Source organism: Nocardiopsis sp. NPDC055879 (assembly GCF_053615935.1).
This window is the reverse complement of the sequence record NZ_JBSHCT010000007.1, coordinates 258,532-276,092: the sequence shown is the minus strand read 5'-3', so window position 1 is coordinate 276,092 and position 17,561 is coordinate 258,532. Positions and strand designations below refer to the sequence as shown.

Here is a 17,561-nt window from a genome sequence, read left to right as displayed (position 1 = left end):
GGCGCCGAACGGCGCCCGCCCCTCCCCGCCCCGAACACTCGGTCCGTTAGCCGGTAGCGGCGTCTACCGGGCGGACCTCAGGGCTCTGAGTCGTCGGTACGAAGTGCGGCCAGGTCGGAGTTCCACACTCGGCCGCGTGGAGCGCCGCACGGACGTTCACGGAGAACAACCGGATGGCGTCCTCCAGACTGTCCGCACCAACCCCCATCGTCACGCAGAGGCTTCGTTGGGTCAGGCTGCCGACCACGTCGGGATCGATGATGCCCGGGTCGCATTCCTGTAGGTTGTCGAGCTCGTCGATGAAACGGTCGGTGAAGGTGTCGAAGTCGTCGTCGGTGGTGACGCCGTTCCTGCTCTCGAACGCCAGGTCGACCGCCAAGTGGTGCGTGATCACCGTTCCTGTTCCTCCCAGCACGTGGCCCGTCGCAATTGCCCGAGGAGATCTTTGAGGTAGTTCGCCCCCGAAGGCGAGAGCTTAACGGTCTTGAAGTGCTTCTTCTCGCAGGGGCAGTACATCTTGTAGTACTTCTTCCTGCGTTCGACACGCCATCCTCTGTCCTCTGCGCCCTTGAGCACCGGTTCCAGATCCTTGTCGGGGTGGCGTGGTCGAACCATGCGGTGTCCCAGCTGTTCGGTATGTACGAGTGCGACGCTTGGTTCGGAACCAAGGGTAGGTCAGAGCGTACGGCGCCAGGAAGCGGCACGGGGGAGGTTCGCGGGTTTCTCCGCCTGAAACGGTGAAGGGGGCGGGCGCCGTTCGGCGCCCGCCCCCTTCGTGGTCTCCGGGATCAGACCTCGGTGACGGCCTGCTCGTACTCCAGGCGCGGCAGGCGGTCGAACCAGGCGTCCGGACCGGGCTTACCGATGTTCATCACGACGATCGGCTGCCGGCTGGAGTCCTCGCCGAAGAACTCCTTGCGGATGCCATCGGCGTCGAAACCGGTCATCGGGCCGGCGGCCAGACCCGCGGCGCGAACGCCGATGATCAGGTAGGCGACCTGCAGGAGGGCGTTCTGCGAGGCCATGGACTCGCGGGCCTCGACCGGCATGCCGGCGAAGTTTTCACGGGCGTCCGGGGCGACGGGGAAGGTGGTGGGGAAGTGCTCGTGGAAGTCGCTGTCGGCGGACAGGATCAGCGCCAGCGGGGCCGTGGAGGTCTTGGGGGCGTTGTTGCCGGCCATGTGCTGGACGAGGCGTTCGCGGGCCTCGGGGGAACGCACCGCGGTGACCCGCAGCGGCTGGTTGTTCATCGCCGTGGGACCGAACTTGACCAGGTCGTAGATCACTCGCAGCTGTTCGTCGGTCACCGGTTCGTCGGTGAAGGAGTTGGCGGTGCGAGCGCTGTGGAACAGGAGGTCCTGTGCCTTCTTGTCGAGGACCAGCGTGTCAGTCATAGTCGAAACCTCGGTTGTGCTTCTTCGGGGTCAGAGAAGCCCGCCTGTGGCGGACACGAGGCACAACCTTGTTGACTGGGAAGATATTTCTAGATTATATGATTTGTGAGTTCATTCACTGAGCGCACTGCGCGGTCTGTCCCGCGGCGGTGGCACCTTGCCCGGGACGACCGGGACCCTTGGCGGGGAGGGCAGATCGGGGAGTGGCGCCGGCGGAGTCTCCGGGCTCTGCCTAGGGCGTACCGTACCGCCGGCCTGGGCGACCCATTCCTCCAGCTGCTTGACGAACACTCGCGCCTGGACCGGCCAGTGGTAGGAGGTCCGCGCGATCCGGTGACCGGTGCTCGCCAGATCCCGGCGCAGTTCCTCGTTGTCGCGCAGCTCCAGTACGGCCCGGGCGGCGGCGTCGCCGTCGTTGAACGGGACGACGAGCCCGGAGCGCCCCTCCGGACGCCGACTGACCAGGGCCTCGGCCATCGGGTTCGGGCTGGTCACCACCGGCAGGCCGTGGGCCATGTACTCCACGACCTTGGTCGGCAGTGAATGCCGGTAGTTGTCGGTGTCGTGCAGCAGGCTGATCCCGGCCAGGGCGCCGGCCGCCATTCGCAGGGCCCGGTCATTGGGCACGAACCCGTACCAGTGCAGGGCGTCCTCCTGGTGGGCCTCGCGCAGCAGGGGACGCACCTCGGCGTCGGCGTTGCCGATCACCTCCAGGCGCACCCCGTGGTCGCGCAACCGCCGACCCATGCGAACCATCTCGCGGGCGCCTCGCGCCATGGAGACGTGCCCCAGGTAGACGACGCGGTCGTCACCGGCGGGTCTGAGCGGGGCGTCCGGCACGTCCGTGGTGTTCGGAACGACCGGGTGGTCACCGCGGAACCGGGAACGGTAGCCCTCCTCGGCCAGGAGCAGCCGCAGTCGACGTTCGGCGCCACGTTCGAAGCCGCGCACGACCCGACCGAGCGGACGGCGCAGCGGCCCCGGCACCCACGGCTTGGTGAGCAGCGCCGCCGGGGTGTCCTCGTGCACGTCCCACACCGTGACCGGCGGCCGCTTCGATTTCGAGGGCAGCGCGAGCAGGAGTTCGGGATCGTGGAAGAGCAGAAGGTCGGCCTCGGGCGCCAACCTGGTCAGGGCGGCCCGGGCGGCCCGCAGGGAGGGCAGGCGGTCGCGCCCTTGGGCGCGCGGCACGTCCACCGAACGGACCTGGTCCCACGGCGTCACCCCGCACTCTCGAAAGGGGGCGACGTAGGTGACGGTGTGCCCTGCCTCGACGAGCGCCCGGATCTGGCGGTGCAGGATCCTGGCGTCCTCGGGGTGGTGCACAATCGTCGCCACGAGTGCGTGCATGAAGATCACCTACGTGTGTCACCGGTTGGCTCCGACTACAGCGATGATCCGCCGTTACCAGGCGGGAACCGCTGCACGACACGGTATTCACCTGGAGAAACACGCCGAGGACGGTCGGATGGACACCCGGCGTGCGCCGGGTGAACCTTCGGTCGGTCGTCGGTGAACGCACGAAGGCACGCCGTCGAACGCCGTGGGGCGTCCGTCCGGCGTGCCTAGGTGGCAGGGCCGATCACAGGACCTGGAGGCCCTCCCGCTGTACTTTGCGGCGAGCCTGTGCCGGAACCTCGGATCCGGTGGTCGTGGGCTCGTCGGTCTCCGACCGGCGCAACACTCCGCGGGTGTCGAGCAGCAGGCGCGCGTACTCTTCCAAGAGCTTGGGGCGGTAGTCGCTGTGGTCGGTGAGCAGGATGGTCAGATCCGCGTCGGCCATGGCCTGTTCCAGGTCGGTGGAACGGGGGATGTCCACCCCGTCCACCTGCCAGGACTCCACGTACGGGTCGTGGTAGGTCAACGTGGCGCCCTTGGCGGCGAGCTTGCGCGCCGCCGGACGGGCCGGCGATTCGCGCTGGTCCGCGATGTCGGCCTTGTACGTCACTCCGAGGAGCAGAACCTTGGAACGGGACAGCGCCAGCCCGGAGTCGTTCAGCAACTCCTGGGCGCGCTGCATGACGTAGGCCGGCATGCGGCTGTTGATCTCCTGGGCCAACTCGACGAACCGGAACGGGTAGCCGAGGGTCTTGACCTTGTAGGAGAGGTAGTTCGGGTCGATGGGGATGCAGTGACCGCCCACACCCGGACCGGGGTAGAACGCCTGGAAGCCGAACGGCTTGGTCGACGCGGCGGCGATGGAGTCCCACAGGTCCACGCCCAGCTCCTGGCAGAAGATGGCCATCTCGTTGACCAGGGCGATGTTGACGTGTCGGTAGGTGTTCTCCAGCAGCTTGGCCATCTCGGCCTCACGGGTGCCGCGGGCCCGGACCACCTGGTGCACGAACCGGCCGTAGAACTCCGCGGCCGCCTCCCCGCACTCCTCGGTGAGTCCGCCGACGACCTTGGGCGTGTTGGTCACGCCGAAGGTCGGGTTGCCCGGGTCGATGCGCTCGGGGGAGAAGGCCAGGTGGAAGTCGGCCCCGGCCACCAGGCCGGACTCCTCCAGGAGCGGACGGACGACCTCGTCGGTCGTGCCCGGGTAGGTGGTGGACTCCAGGATCACCACGGTCCCCGGTGAGAGCCGGTCCGCGATGGCCTTGGACGCGGCGGTGACCGCACCCAGGTCGGGGCCGCCCTCGGGGGACAGCGGAGTGGGGACACAGATGACGATGGTGCGCGCCGTCGCCAGGCACGCCGGGTCGGTGGTCGCGCTGAACCCCTGGTCCAGCATGGCGCGGACGTCGTCCGGCGTCAGGTCGTCGATGTGTGAGTCGCCCTGGTTGAGGGCGTCGACGACCTGGGTGTTGACGTCGAGTCCGGTGACCTTCACTCCGGCGGACGCGGCTGCGGCTGCCAGGGGCAGACCGACGTAGCCGAGACCGAGGACGACGAGATCGACCGATCCGGTGCTCTGCTCGGGGACATTGGCCGGGTTAGAGGCTGCGGCATCCACTTCGTGGTCACACTCGCATTCATTTCGTGAACGGGCGCAAATGTTCGAGGACTGCCATTTCAGAGTGCAGGACGTCTGAGTGTAGGCACGCGTTGTCCATGATTACGGGTTCTGGCCTGGTTCGGACATTTTCCCAATGAGAACCCGATACGCCTGGTTGTAGCGGTGTACGGCCTGGGCCCATGTGCGGTCGACTCCGACACGCTCCTGACCTGCTCGACCGTAGGAGGTCCGCTTTCGCCGACTGTAAGCGAGATTGGCGACCACATCAGCTAGACGTGCCGAATCGCCCGCCGGAATTAACTCTCCTGTCACCCCTGGTTCCACAATCTCCCTAAGAGCAGGAAGATCACTGGCAACGACCGGAAGTCCGCCGGCCATGGCCTCCACGGGTTTCAACGGCGTCACCAGACGGCACACCCGTTCATCACGACGGGGCACTACGAACACGTCCAGTGCCGCGTGATGGTGACGTACCCGGTCGGCGGGGACGCGTCCGGTGAAGTGCACCGCTCCGTCCAGCCCGGACCGTTCGGCCCGTGCCCGCAAGGCGGGCAGTTCCGGCCCGTCGCCGACGATCAGGGCGTGGACCGGTTCCCCGCGTTCACGCAGCAGCGAGACCGCGTCCAACAGCACGTCCAGTCCCTCGTAGCCGAAGCAACTGGTGGTGGTGCCCACCACGAACTCCTCCTGTCCGATGCCCAGGTCCTTGCGGACCTCCTCGCCCGAGGGCAGTGGTTCCAGGAACGAGACGTCCACGGCGTTGGGCACGACCAACAGGCGTTCACGGGGCACCCCGCGGGCCTCGATGTCGGCGCGCATCGCCTCCCCGAGCGTCACGACCAGGTCGGCGGCGAGCATGCACTCGGTCTCCGCGGCGCGTTCCGCCCGGTAGAAGGCGTCGTCCACGCTTCGGGAGGGGTCCCGTGACAGCCAGGACTCCTCCAGGAAGCCCCGCACCTCGTAGACCACGGGCAGGTCGTATCTACGCCCGAGTTCCAGGGCCAGTCGGGCGTTGTGGTGGTTGCTCGCCGCGTGCAGCACGTCCGGCCGCAGCGTCTCCACCAATTCGGACCCCATTCGCAACCCGACCTGGAATTCCTGGTCGTGGTCGGCGGGGGCCTTCCACGGCAGGAGCCGGTGGTAGAAGATGCCGTCGACCTCCACGAGCGTGCGCGGGTCCGGCACCCCCTTGGTGAGCGGGTACCCGGCACGGGAGACCACGTGCACGTCCATGCCCGCCTCACGCTGGGCGACCGCGATGCGGTGCGTGCGCTGGGTGTAGCCGGCGTTGGTGTGCGGAAGCGCGTTGGTGACCAGGTGTAGAACTCGCGGTACCGAGTCCGTCGCCGTCGGTCGCCGAGCGTTCACCGTGTCGTCAGGCCGCGTTGGCGCACCGCGGGTTAACGTGAAGCCGTGACGGTCAGGGGAAACGGACAACGACTCGGGAACAGCGCGTCCCGTGGCCAGGGCCGTCCGGTACTCGGCGGCGCTGCGATGCCGACCCGGCGGGATCTGTTCGACCAGTTCACGAGCGGTATCCGCGTCCCCGGCGGCCAGGGCCGCCGACACCAGGCGGCCCACCCCGGCAGGGGATGTGCGCCGGGACGCGGTCAGCAACACCTCACGTGCCTCCTCGCGCCGACCCTGGTCCCACAGGGCGTAGGCGCGCGGAAGGGCACCGGAACGCCTGGCCAAGGCACGCGCCGATCCGCGCAGCGGACCGGGCATCAGTCTGGCGGCCAACAACGGCAGCCGGGCGGGTTCGTCCCGCAGGTGACGCCAGGCCAAGGTGGCGGTGAAGGTCACCGCACGCGGCCACAAGGTACGTGGACGCGGCGGTCGGGGTTCGGGAGTCCGGATGTCTTGCACGGTCAGTCACACAACCACGTGGACGTGACCAAGTGGTGACACCACGGCGTCGCGTTCGGGACGGGCCGGACAAGGAAGCCCGTCGATCCGATCGAACACCCCGCACCCCCCGGATGTCGGGGGCCGAACCTCCCATCCCATCAACGCGAGAACCGAAGGAAACACCAGTGGCAACGAGCGCCCCCCCAGGTAGTCCGGACACCGCGATCGCACACGTGGTCGGCGCCCGCCCCAACTTCGTCAAGGCCGCGCCCGTGGTCTCCGCCCTACGTGACCGGGGCGCCCACCAGCGGGTCGTGCACACCGGACAGCACTACGACGACCGCATGTCCGCGGTCTTCTTCCGTGACCTCGGACTGCCCACCCCCGACGTCGACCTCGGCGTCGGCTCGGGGTCCCACGCCGCCCAGACCGCCGCCCTCATGGTCGGCCTGGAACGTGAGTTCACCGAGAACACCCCCGGCATGGTGGTGGTCTACGGCGACGTCAACTCCACCGTCGCCGCCGCGTTGGTCGCGGCCAAGCTCGGTGTCCCGGTCGCGCACGTCGAAGCGGGCCTGCGCTCCTTCGACAACACGATGCCCGAGGAGATCAACCGCCGGGTCACCGACCAGATCAGCGACCTGTGCTTCGCGACCAGCCCCGAGGCCATCGGCCACCTCGCCGCCGAGGGCGTGTCCCCGGACCGGGTCCACCTCGTCGGCAACCCGATGATCGACACCCTCTTGGGCAACCTCGACCGGTTCGACGCCCAGGCCCTGCGCACCCGCCTCGACCTTCCCGAGCGCTACGTGGCGGCCACCCTGCACCGGCCCGCCAACGTCGACGACCCCGACAACGTCGCCCGTCTCACCGCGCGACTGCATGAGGTCGCCGAGCTCGCCGACGTCGTCATGCCCGTGCACCCGCGCGGCAAGGCGGCCTTCGACCGGGCGGGTCTGGGCGACCACCCGCGCGTGCGTCTGCTCGAACCGCTCGGCTACCTCGACTTCGTCGCGCTCACCCGCGGCGCCGCCGCCGTCGTCACCGACTCCGGCGGGGTCCAGGAGGAGACCACGATCCTCGGTGTTCCCTGCCTGACCCTGCGCCCCAACACCGAACGTCCGGTCACCATCACGCACGGGACCAACCAGCTCGTCACCGAGTCCGACCTGGTCACCAGCCTCGACAAGGTCCTCGACGGACGAGTCGACGAACGTCTCGGTGACACTCCGCCGTTGTGGGATGGTCGTTCCGGTGAACGCATCGCCTCCGTCCTCACCAGGTGGTCGAGGTGACGACACCGATGAGCCCGCCATGCGGAGGCGCCGCCCGGCGCCCCACTCGCACCCGTCCCGGCACACGTCGGACCGCACACCCGCCGACCCCGGACGCCACAGGCACGGGGGACCGTGGAACCGCCAGACCCGAGTACAAGGTGGCAGACCGTGAAACGGCGTGAACAGAGCCAGACCGAACAACTTCGGCAAGCCCTGGCCGAGCGTGAGGCCCAGCTCCAGGAGGCGCAGGTCCGCCTCGCAGCCCTGGAGGGATCGACCTCGCTGCAAGTGGGTCGTGCGCTCACCGCCGCGGCCAAGCGTCCGGGACGTTCCCTGGTACGGCTGCCCCGGGACCTCTACCGGCTCTGGCGGCACAGCGGTAACACCAACCACGTCCAACGCCGTCGGACCGAACCCGTCCGCTCCTTCGACGCCGACCGCCAAGAGGCCCGGCTCCTCACCGGCCTGAGCGGTGGCACCGCCGACCAACTGGTCGCCGCCACCGTCGTGGGCCCCGCCGTGCAGACCGCGATCGACCCCTACCTGCGTTCGGTCGCCCTGCGCCCGCACGACGCCCAGATCGTCATGGACGCCGTGGACGTGGACCTGCTCCTGGTGTCGGCCTCGGCCGCCGCCCCCGGGTCGCCCTGGGCGCACGTGGGCGACCCCGCCGTGGTGGACCGCACCCGTGCCCTGCACTGGGTCATGGAGTCCGCGGCCTCCCGAGGGATCCCCACGGTCCTGCTCGACGACGCGCCCGCGCCGCCGGCCCTGCGCCGACTCGGGTTCGACCGCGTCCACAAGGGCGACGCCGGGGTACCCCTGCACGTGTTCAATCCGGTCGCCGCCGAACTCGCCCTCGGCCCGGAGGCCGTCTACGTCCGAACCGGGGTCGACACCCCGGTCCCCGACGTACTGCTCGAACTCGGGGTGGGAGTGGTCGACGTCGACTCGCCCGACCTGGCGGACGCCCTCCGCGCGGCCACCGTCGCCGTCATCCCGGAGAACACCCCGGGCGAGGCCGGCCTGCGCCGCCGGGCCTGGGCCTGCGGCACCCGGGTGGTCGCACACCCGGCCGTGCCCGTACCGGGCGGCGAGGATCTCACCGTCAGCGTGCCACGACTGCGCGCGTTGGCCCCCACCCAGCGCGAAATCCGCACCATGCTCCGCCAGGTGTTCCTCGACGACGCCACCCCGGTCCGTCTGTCCACCCTCCTGGAGGGCCTGGAACCGACGACCACCGTTCCGGGCGTCGAGCTTCCGCTCAGCGGGCGCGGCGTGGCCGTCCTCGCCGACCCGGACGGCGAGGAGCAGGCCGATCGGCTCGCCGAGGACCTGCTCTCCTCCCGCCTGCGTCCGGCCGAGGTCGTCGTCCCCGACACCTCCGCCCGACTGCCCGGCCTGCGCCGCCTGCGCTCGGAGGGCGTCACCGTGCGCACGGTGCGCCTCGGCGCCCCCGACTCCCCGGCCGAGCTCACCCGGGACGACAACGACGCCGCCCCCGGCGGGCTCACGCCCCGACAGTGGGCGGACCTGGCCGAACGGGCCACCGTGCCCTGGGCCTTCATGTGGACCGGGCCGACCGGACGCAACCGTCTGGTCGACCTCGCCTGCGCCGCCGAATGCTCCGGCGCCGACGCGGTCGGGACCCCGCGCGAGACCGCGGAGGAGACCGACCCCACGGTCATCGGAACCGGTGAACGCGGGTTCTTCGACCGTGCCGCCGGGGCCGGACAATACGTGTACGTCACCGACATCGACCCCGAACTGGCCCGTACCGAGCTGCTGAGGCGGGCCTGGGGGCCTCGGGAGTGGAACCGGCGTGGCAGCCGACTCCTGGCCCTGGGACCCGACCACGGCACCGGGACCGACAGCGGTGGCGAGGACCCGACCCACGCCGACGCCTCCACCGGCGCCCTCGGGTGAAACCCGCGCAACGCCGGCCACATCAGCATCCGAAGGGAAGAACGTGAGCACAGCTCCTCCGCGCGCACTCTTGTACGGCGACGTGGACCTGAACATCATCGACGGTTCGGCGATCTGGGCGCAGTCGATGGCCCAGGCCCTGGCCGCCGCAGGCTGTGAGGTCACCGTGCTGTTGAAGGCGCCGGTGCGCACCGATCGGCTCACCGCGCCCCTGCAGGAGACCGACGGGATCAAGCTGGTCCGCCCCTACGAGGACCGCATGCTCTCCGACCTGGGTCCCCGGGGGCTCACCCCGGAGCAGGCCGTGGAGCTCATGGGGCGTATGCACGGGCGCAGGGCCTTCGACCTGGTGGTCGTACGCGGGCGTCGCCTGGCGGGGCTGGCCGCCCAGGAGGAGTCCCTGAGCGGACGACTGTGGACCTACCTCACCGACTTCCCGCACAGTGTCGACGAGCTCACCGCCACCGCCACCGCCGAGCTCACCGAGATCGCGCTGGCCTCCCGGTTCGTGCTCTGCCAGACCGAGGAACTGCGCGCGTTCCTGGAATCGACGGTGCCCGCCGCGTGCGGACGCTCGGTGCTCTTTCCCCCCGTCGTCGTCGTGCCACAGGACGTCGCCGCGGAGGGCCAGGTGCACGCCCGCGCCCGACTCGCCTACACCGGCAAGTTCGCCCCGCGCTGGAACACCCTGGAGATGACCGGCCTGCCCGAGGAGCTCAACCGGATGGGGGTGGACGCCGAACTGGTGATGATCGGCGACAAGATCCACGCCGAACCCGCCGACTGGGCCAAACGCATGCGCAAGGCCCTGGAGAGCACCCCGAACGTCGACTGGCGCGGCGGTATGGCCCGCGCCGACGCGCTGCGCCAGTCGGCCGAGTGCGACTTCGGCCTGTCCTGGCGCGACCCCGACATGGACGCCAGCCTGGAGCTGTCCACCAAGGTCCTGGAGCTGGGGGCGCTGGGCCTGCCGGTGGTCCTCAACCGCACGCCCATGCACGAGGCGTTGCTCGGTGTCGACTACCCCCTCTTCGCCGGTGAGGACTCCGGGTCGGTGGCCACGGTCATCGCCCGCGCCTACCACGACCGGGCCGTGTACGCCCTGGCCGCCGAGCGCTGCCGTGCGGCGGCGGCCGACCATGCCCTGGAACGGGCCTCCGAGCGTCTGCGCGGCTACCTGGCCGAGGCACTGCCGGCGGCCCCGGAGGGCACCGACCCCGAACGACCGCTCAAGGTGGTCATCGCCGGGCACGACCTCAAGTTCTTCACCCGCCTCGCCGAGTACCTGGACTCCCTCCCGGGTCTGGACGTGCGCATCGACGAGTGGGAGGGGCTGAGCACCCACGACCAGTACCGGTCCCGGGAGCTCGCGTCCTGGGCGGACGTGGTCATCTGCGAGTGGTGCGGACCCAACGCCCTGTTCTACGCCAAGTGGAAGCGCCCCGACCAGCGTCTCATCGTCCGCCTGCACCGCTTCGAGCTGTACGCGGAGTGGCCGCGCCGCCTGGACGTGTCCAAGGTCGACGCGGTGGTGTGCGTCAGCCCCCACTACGCCGACCTGACCCGGGAGATCACCGGCTGGCCCCACGACAAGGTGGTGGTCCTGCCCAACTGGGTGGATGATCGGCAGCTCGACCGACCCAAGCTGGCCGGCGCCGAGTACTCGCTGGGGATGATCGGCATCGCGCCCTCCCGTAAGCGCCTGGACCGTGGCCTGGACGTGCTGTCGGAGCTGCGCCGCATGGACCCCCGCTACACGTTGTCGGTCAAGACCAAGCAGCCGTGGGACTACTGGTGGATCTGGAACCGGCCGGAGGAACGCGCCTACTTCGAGAAGGTGTATCGGCGGATCCAGCGTGACGAACGGCTCGCCGGTGGCGTGATCTTCGACGGGTTCGGCCCGGACGTGGCCACCTGGCTGCGCCGGATCGGGTTCGTGCTCTCCACCAGCGACGATGAGTCGTTCCACCTCGCGCCCGCCGAGTGCGCGGCCTCCGGGGGGATCCCCGCCCTGCTGCCGTGGCCGGGCTCGGACACCATCTACGATCCGCACTGGATCCACGACGACGCGGTCACGATGGCCGAGGCCATCCACGCCACCGTCTCCCGAGGCGGGTTCACCGAGGAGAGCGAACGGGCCCGGTCCGAGATCACCTCGGTGTACGGCCTGGAGCGCGTGCGTTCCCTGTGGAGCGATCTGGTCGTCAGCGGCCGGGTCCCCGAACCCACACCCTCCGACGTCGCCGTGGCGGGTCGGTGAACCACCGAACCACCTAGACGGGGCCGGTCATCTTCGACAGGCCCCCGGCGCCGGAGGGCAGGAACAGCGCGAAGGTGGTCGGCTTGGTCTGCACCAGTTCGATGCGGGCGCCCTCGGACTCGGCTATGTGCCGGGCCAGGGCCAGCCCCAGCCCGGTGCCGCCGCCTCCGCTGATCTCGCGTTCGAAGATGCGTCCGGACAGGTGCTCGGGGACGCCCTCGCCCTCGTCGCTGACCTCCACCCGGACGGACTGCCCGGTGTCGAGGCGGCGGATGGTCACCGTTCCCGCGCCGTGTTTGTAGGCGTTCTCCACCAGGGTCGCGAGGATCTGTGCGAAGTCGGTGGGGACGGTCATGCCCGTCAGTCCGGAGACACCGGTCACCAGGAGCTTGCGATTCTCCTGTTGGAACACCGGTGACCACTCGGCTTGGAGGCGATTGAGGACCGGGTCGAGCGCGACCGCCTCGACCTCCGAGTTCTGGCTCTTTCGAGCCCGGCCGAGCAGGCTCTCGACGGTCTCGGTGAGCCGTTCGGCCTGGGCCAGGGCCGCCTCGCCCTCCTCCCGGACCACGCCCGGGTCGTTCGCCTCGGCGATGATCTCCTCCAACCGCATGGTGAGCGCCGTCAACGGCGTGCGCAGCTGGTGGGAGGCGTCGGTCGCGAAGTGGCGTTCGGTGGCGATCAGACCCGCGATGCGTTCGGCGCTGCGGTCCAACACCTCGGCGACACGGTCCGCCTCGGGGATGCCATAGCGGTGCCCCCACGGGGTGGTGACCCCCGAGCCGAGTCGTTCGGCGGTGGCCGCCAGGTCGACCAGCGGCAGCGTGAGTCTGCGCGCCTGGAACATGGAGAGCCCGACCGCGACCCCGATGGCCAGCAGGGATAGTGAGGCGATCCCGAGCCAGGCCCGGATCACGCTCTCCTGTAGGGCCTCCGAACCGGACCACACCTCGACGGTGGTGCCGAGTTCGGTGGTCGCCGCCGCTCGGATCAGCCCCGGCGAGTCGACGGACGTCGGGTCGAGTTCCGGGTTGCCCGCGGTCAGGACGGTCTCACCGCTGTCGTCGGTGATCCGGATGAAGCGGCCCGGATGCTCCTGGTCGAACTCGGCGAGATCGATCTCGCCGTCGCGTTCGATCATGGCGTCGCTCTCGAAACCGATCAGCTCCGCCTCGCCTTCGAGCTGTCGGGCGCTCTCGTCGTGCACCAGTTTGAAGGTGAGAGCGCCCAGGGGCAGTCCGAGCAGCATGACCGCGATGACGGTCACCACCAGGGTGGAGAAGACCATCCGTCTGCGCATGTCACCTCACGTCCGTCCGACCCTGGAGAGGGCGACCGAGGAGCGTGTCGAAGCCAAGACCCCGTTAGTCTCGTTCGAATCGGAAGCCGACGCCCCTGACGGTCGTGATGTAGGACGGTTGGTTGGCGTCGTCGCCGAGTTTGCGGCGCAGCCACGATATGTGCATGTCGAGGGTCTTGGTCGACCCCCACCAGTTCGTGTCCCACACCTCACGCATTATCTGTTCCCTGGTCACCACCTTGCCGGCATCACGGACCAGGACGCGAAGCAGGTCGAATTCCTTGGTGGTGAGTTGGAGCTCGCGGTCGCCGAGCCAGGCGCGGCGGGAGTCGTTGTCGATGCGGACTCCGTGTACGACGGGCACCTCGGCGCCACCACGGCGCAGTAGGGCACGCACGCGTGCGAGGAGTTCGGCGAGTCGGAAGGGTTTGGTGACGTAGTCGTCGGCCCCGGCGTCGAGACCGACGACGGTGTCGACCTCGTCGGCTCGGGCGGTCAGGATCAGGATGGGCGTTCCGTGGCCTTCGGCGCGGAGCCGACGTGCCACCTCTAGGCCGTCCATTTCGGGCAGACCGAGATCCAGGACCATGAGGTCGATGTCTCCGGCACGGGCGCGGTCGAGTGTCTCGACGCCGTTGACGGTCACGTCCACCGTATAGCCCTCGCGACGAAGTGCGCGGGCGAGAGGCTCGGAGATCGAGACATCGTCTTCGGCCAGCAAAACGCAGGTCATGGTGCCGATGGTAGGACCCGGGTGGCGCATTTCCCTATTATGCGCGCCGGATGCCCCAAGGTTGGTTGAAAATACGCTAATCACATAACGGTCAAATGGGGGCAAGTGGCCACCACTGGCCTTTTCTTTGCACGTTCTTGATGGAACTGGGAAGGTTGTCCCGGAGGGTACGAAGTGTCACCTTCTTGTTTTCGCGAACGCAGAGGAGTCCGGTAGTGAACCCCCACCCCGATTCCCCCCAAGGAGGGGAGGATTTTCCCTACCCGGGGCAATTCCGCCCCCAAGGGTCGTGGCAGGGGGCGCCGTCTCCGCAGGGGCGCTACGGAGGCGGGCTGCTCGCGGTGCTCACCGTCATCGCGATCCTGGCCGGGGCCTCGACCCTGGGCGGCACGCTCGCGATCGCGGGCGCGTTCACCGACCGGGTCGCCGCCGCCGGTGCGCCCGACCCCACCCCGACCGCGGTGGAGAGCGACCCGGAGCCCTCGGTCGCACCCACCCACGAACCGAGCCCCACCCCCGAACCCACCGAGGCGTCGACGGAAGAGCCTTCCGAGGGCGCGGACGCCGCGCTCTGGGACATGACGGCCGAGGAGGTGGTGACGGAACTACGGGAACGGCACGACGACCTCACCGACGGGCTGGACGTCAGTGACGAGCTATGCGTCTCCGAGGAGGAGGACGACCTCTTCGTCTGCACCATGGCGGTGGAGACCAACCTCGTCCGGGTCATCTCCTACGAGAACTCCCTCGTCGCCACGACCGTCGTCCTGGGCCTGCGGAACCAGGAGGAGGTAGAGGACGCGGAGGGCGCCGACATGGCGGTGGACTTCCGAAGCGCCTGCCACATCGTGCTCATCTGGTTCGAGCGCGGTGGCATGGAGGAATCCGATCGTGGTGCGATGACCGATGACGTCGAGGGCATCGTCGGCTGCTGACGACGCCGCATTCGTGTCCATGTGTCACGCACTCGTCACTTTCGGTGATAATGAGCCGGAGGTGGTGGTCTCGGGTCCCCGCGGATCGGGCCCCATCGGGTATATCCGCGCGGCCCCGGCGGTTCCGGGGCCGGGACACGAGGAGCGATCGATGGCACGGCGAACCACCTGGTGGCCGGGGCGGTCCGGAGCGGTGGCGTTGGGGCTGACCACGGCGCTCACCCTGGCGGCGGCCCCCGTCTCCGCGGCCCCCGGGCCCTCGGAGCTCGTGAACGACCACTCGCACCGCCACCACTACTCCACCTGGCGGGACGCGCACAGCTATCGGTCACCGGAGAACCGCTACCCGTCGGGCGGGCTGCTGTGGACCGGCCGACACGCCTTCTTCTGCCAGACCGAGGGACAGGCCCACTCCGACGGCGAGGGCGGCTACTCGACCTGGTGGGCGCTGACCGACGACCAGACCGGCAACCGGGACGTCTACGTCAGCGCCACCGCGTTCCGGGTCGCCGAGCCGTGGCGGCCCATCGAGGGCCTGCCCCGCTGCTGATGACGAGGTGCGGCCCCGCCCGGAACGCGTTCCGAGGGGCGCGGGCGCCCGGCGCGGGGGGGCCCATGGGGGGCCCGCCCCGGCTGGTTTGCCGGGGGGCGGCCCCCCCCCCCACGGCGTTCCGAGCGGGGCCGCACCTCGTCATGGCGGGGAGGGTCAGGCGTCGATCTCCCCGGCGTCGGGGGTCGTGGCGCGCTTACGGCTGAGGTAGAGCGCACCGCCGCCGGCGCCCACCGCCACCAACGCGGCGATGATCAGACCGGTCAGGGCGCCGCCGGTGAGCGGCAGGGATCCCTTGTCGTCCTTACGGTCGCCGTCGGCACCGCCACCGCCACCGCCGCCGTCAGGACCCTCGCTCGGGTCGTCGGACGGGCTGGGGGAGGGGGACGGTCCGGCGTCGTCACCGTCCTCGTCATCGCCGTCGTCACCACCGCCGTTTCCGGGCGGGGTGGTGGCCTCGTCGCCGACCACGATCCGGCCGGAGCCGCCCTCGGGGTAGTCCGCCTCGGTGATCTCACCGGCCAGGGTGTCGGACACGAACAGCTCCAGGGCGCCCTGGTAGGTGGAGCCCACCACGGTGAAGTCGGCGCCGCGGAACGGGTACATGTCGCCACCGCGGGCGGAGAAGTCGTTGGTGGCGATGGTGATGGGGTCGCCGTCGACGACCTCGCCGTCCTCGACGAGCACGGTTCCGTCGTGCAGGACCGCGTCGCGCACCCGTTCGCCCTCGCCCAGCACCTCACCGTCCTCGTTCACCTCCTGCGCGGGCTGCTCGGGGTCGTAGGCGAAGTTGACCCCGCCGACCTGCATGAATCCGCCGTTGGAAGCCGGGGCCGCGGACACCCCGTGCTCCAGCAACTCCTTGACCTGGGCGCGAGGCACGTCCGGCACCACCGCGACCTGGTTGGCGAACGGGGCGATGGAGTAGGTGTCCAACGCGCTGATCGTCCCGGCCGGGATCAGCGACGCGTTGCGAATTCCGCCGCCGTTCTGGATACCGATCTGCGGTTCGGGGACCCCGTACTCCTCGGCGTTACGGGCTCCGGTGTCCATGAGGGAGTCCGCCAGCAGGTTGCCGAGGTTGGTCTCCCGGGTGCGAACACCCGGGTCCTGGCGGCCTTCGAGAGCGACCTCGCTCTGGGCGACGTCGGTCTCGGCGAGCTCGTCGACGTACTCGGAGACGGGCTTGGTGACCTGGGCGTCGACCTCGGCGTCCGGCTCCACGGAACCGTCGACCACGACCGGACCGGAACGGTCGCCGAGGGAGACGATGTCGCCGTCGGCGTCGAAGTTGATGACCAAGCGGCCCACGTACTTGTGGTTGGAACCCGCGGTGACGATCGGGACCTCGGCGCCCTCGGGGTTCCGCGCGACCAGCGGGTAGGAGAGGGGCTCACCGGTACCGGGGTGGACGGTGACCTCGTCGTCCGGGACCAGCGCGTCGCCCTCGTTGGCCATCACCTCGTGACCGCCACCGGCGACGATGGCGTCGACGCCGGTCAGCTCCTGCGCGACCCGCTCCTCGAAGGTGATGTTCTGCAGGTGGGAGATCATGATGATCTTGTCGACGCCCTCGCCGGAGAGCCGGTCGACCTCGCTCTGGACCGGGTCGACGACCTCGTCGACCACCACGTCGCGCGAACTGGTGATGGTGGCCAGGTCCGGGTAGAGCGCCCCGACGATGCCCACCCGCTCGCCCTCGACGTCGACCACGGTGCTCGGCGTGATCCGGCCGGCGGCCTCGTGCGCGGCGAGCGCGGGCTCGGCGGACACGTCCACGTTCGCGGCCACCACGGGGGTCGACTCGGGCAGCCCATCGATGAAGTCCGCGTACAGGTCCGGGCCGAAGTCGAACTCGTGGTTGCCCATGGAGACCGCGTCGTACTCGGCGTGGGAGGCGGCGATCGCGTCGTAGAAGGGAGCACCGTCTTCCTGGGAGGCCGCGAACTCCGGGCCGGGAAGGTACATGTCACCGGAGTTGACGGTGACCACGCCGCGGTTGTCGGCCTCGCCGTCCTCGGCCTCCTCGCCGGCGCCCTCGCTCGTCCGTAGTTCTCGCAGGAGCGTGGTGAAGCGCGCGGCCCCGCCGTAATCGGGGTCGGCGGGGGCGTTCAGCAGAGCCGACTCGGGGTCGTTGCCGTGCAGGAGGGTGAGGGTGAAGGCCGCGTCATCGGTGGTGTCCATGGGCGCGGAGGCACTGGCGGCGGGCGCGAAGGGTGCCACCAGCGCGCCGGTCAGGAGCAGTGCGCCGGATGCGCGCACGAGTCTGGACATGGCTTGTGTGACTCCTTAGGGGGAATCGGCGGGGGCGGAGTTCGTTCACCATAAAGGGGACGAGGGTGTGCGGGCATGGACGCCGGGGTTACGATTTGCAGA

General features: G+C 69.7%; 14 protein-coding genes. 5 read left to right on the top strand and 9 right to left on the bottom strand.

What is annotated here, in order from left to right; genetic code table 11:
• Positions 1 to 46 precede the first annotated feature (46 nt).
• The 6 genes from ACWGKS_RS10830 to ACWGKS_RS10805 all read right to left on the bottom strand — a co-directional run bounded on the left by ACWGKS_RS10830 (position 47) and on the right by ACWGKS_RS10805 (position 6,159).
• Positions 47 to 394, bottom strand: coding sequence for a hypothetical protein (locus ACWGKS_RS10830; protein ID WP_358513633.1), 348 nt, complete (start codon positions 392 to 394; stop codon positions 47 to 49).
• The gene (locus ACWGKS_RS10825; RefSeq protein WP_358513631.1) at positions 391 to 576 is read right to left on the bottom strand and encodes a hypothetical protein; all 186 of its coding nucleotides are present in this window, start codon (positions 574 to 576) and stop codon (positions 391 to 393) included. Before ACWGKS_RS10825 ends, ACWGKS_RS10830 begins: the two co-directional genes overlap by 4 nt.
• A gap of 212 nt (positions 577 to 788) precedes the next feature.
• Positions 789 to 1,394, bottom strand: a complete 606-nt coding sequence (locus ACWGKS_RS10820) for a malonic semialdehyde reductase (protein ID WP_358513629.1) — start codon at positions 1,392 to 1,394, stop codon at positions 789 to 791.
• Between the two features lie 111 nt (positions 1,395 to 1,505).
• The gene (locus ACWGKS_RS10815; protein ID WP_358513627.1) at positions 1,506 to 2,744 is read right to left on the bottom strand and encodes a glycosyltransferase family 4 protein; all 1,239 of its coding nucleotides are present in this window, start codon (positions 2,742 to 2,744) and stop codon (positions 1,506 to 1,508) included.
• Positions 2,745 to 2,976: 232 nt separating this feature from the next.
• Entirely contained in the window at positions 2,977 to 4,350 is a 1,374-nt protein-coding gene (locus ACWGKS_RS10810) for a nucleotide sugar dehydrogenase (RefSeq protein WP_358513625.1), read from the bottom strand.
• Positions 4,351 to 4,452: 102 nt separating this feature from the next.
• Complete coding sequence (locus tag ACWGKS_RS10805) at positions 4,453 to 6,159, bottom strand: glycosyltransferase family 4 protein (RefSeq protein ID WP_358513623.1); 1,707 nt, start codon at positions 6,157 to 6,159, stop codon at positions 4,453 to 4,455.
• A gap of 230 nt (positions 6,160 to 6,389) precedes the next feature.
• Between ACWGKS_RS10805 and wecB the strand changes: the two genes are divergently transcribed.
• From wecB to ACWGKS_RS10790, 3 genes are all read left to right on the top strand, one after another.
• The gene (gene wecB / locus ACWGKS_RS10800) at positions 6,390 to 7,499 is read left to right on the top strand and encodes a non-hydrolyzing UDP-N-acetylglucosamine 2-epimerase (protein ID WP_358513621.1); all 1,110 of its coding nucleotides are present in this window, start codon (positions 6,390 to 6,392) and stop codon (positions 7,497 to 7,499) included.
• A gap of 150 nt (positions 7,500 to 7,649) precedes the next feature.
• Positions 7,650 to 9,407: a hypothetical protein gene (locus tag ACWGKS_RS10795; protein ID WP_452522443.1), complete on the top strand. Its 1,758-nt coding sequence runs from the start codon at positions 7,650 to 7,652 to the stop codon at positions 9,405 to 9,407.
• Between the two features lie 70 nt (positions 9,408 to 9,477).
• Positions 9,478 to 11,667 carry a glycosyltransferase gene (locus tag ACWGKS_RS10790; protein WP_358513639.1) on the top strand — a complete coding sequence of 730 codons (2,190 nt, stop codon included), beginning with the start codon at positions 9,478 to 9,480 and terminating at the stop codon, positions 11,665 to 11,667.
• 13 nt (positions 11,668 to 11,680) lie between these two features.
• On the opposite strand, the gene ACWGKS_RS10785 is transcribed toward ACWGKS_RS10790, so the two are convergent.
• Positions 11,681 to 12,967: a sensor histidine kinase gene (locus tag ACWGKS_RS10785; protein WP_358513617.1), complete on the bottom strand. Its 1,287-nt coding sequence runs from the start codon at positions 12,965 to 12,967 to the stop codon at positions 11,681 to 11,683.
• 64 nt (positions 12,968 to 13,031) lie between these two features.
• Positions 13,032 to 13,700, bottom strand: a complete 669-nt coding sequence (locus tag ACWGKS_RS10780) for a response regulator transcription factor (RefSeq protein WP_014911258.1) — start codon at positions 13,698 to 13,700, stop codon at positions 13,032 to 13,034.
• A 215-nt stretch (positions 13,701 to 13,915) separates the two neighbouring features.
• On the opposite strand from ACWGKS_RS10780, the gene ACWGKS_RS10775 reads away from it, so the two are divergent.
• Both ACWGKS_RS10775 and ACWGKS_RS10770 read left to right on the top strand, forming a co-directional pair.
• The gene (locus tag ACWGKS_RS10775; protein WP_358513615.1) at positions 13,916 to 14,635 is read left to right on the top strand and encodes a hypothetical protein; all 720 of its coding nucleotides are present in this window, start codon (positions 13,916 to 13,918) and stop codon (positions 14,633 to 14,635) included.
• A 151-nt stretch (positions 14,636 to 14,786) separates the two neighbouring features.
• On the top strand, positions 14,787 to 15,185 hold the full coding sequence (locus ACWGKS_RS10770) for a hypothetical protein (RefSeq protein ID WP_358513613.1): 399 nt from the start codon (positions 14,787 to 14,789) through the stop codon (positions 15,183 to 15,185).
• 156 nt (positions 15,186 to 15,341) lie between these two features.
• Here ACWGKS_RS10770 and ACWGKS_RS10765 read toward each other — a convergent pair whose 3' ends face one another.
• Complete coding sequence (locus ACWGKS_RS10765) at positions 15,342 to 17,459, bottom strand: 5'-nucleotidase C-terminal domain-containing protein (RefSeq protein WP_358513611.1); 2,118 nt, start codon at positions 17,457 to 17,459, stop codon at positions 15,342 to 15,344.
• Positions 17,460 to 17,561 lie beyond the last annotated feature (102 nt).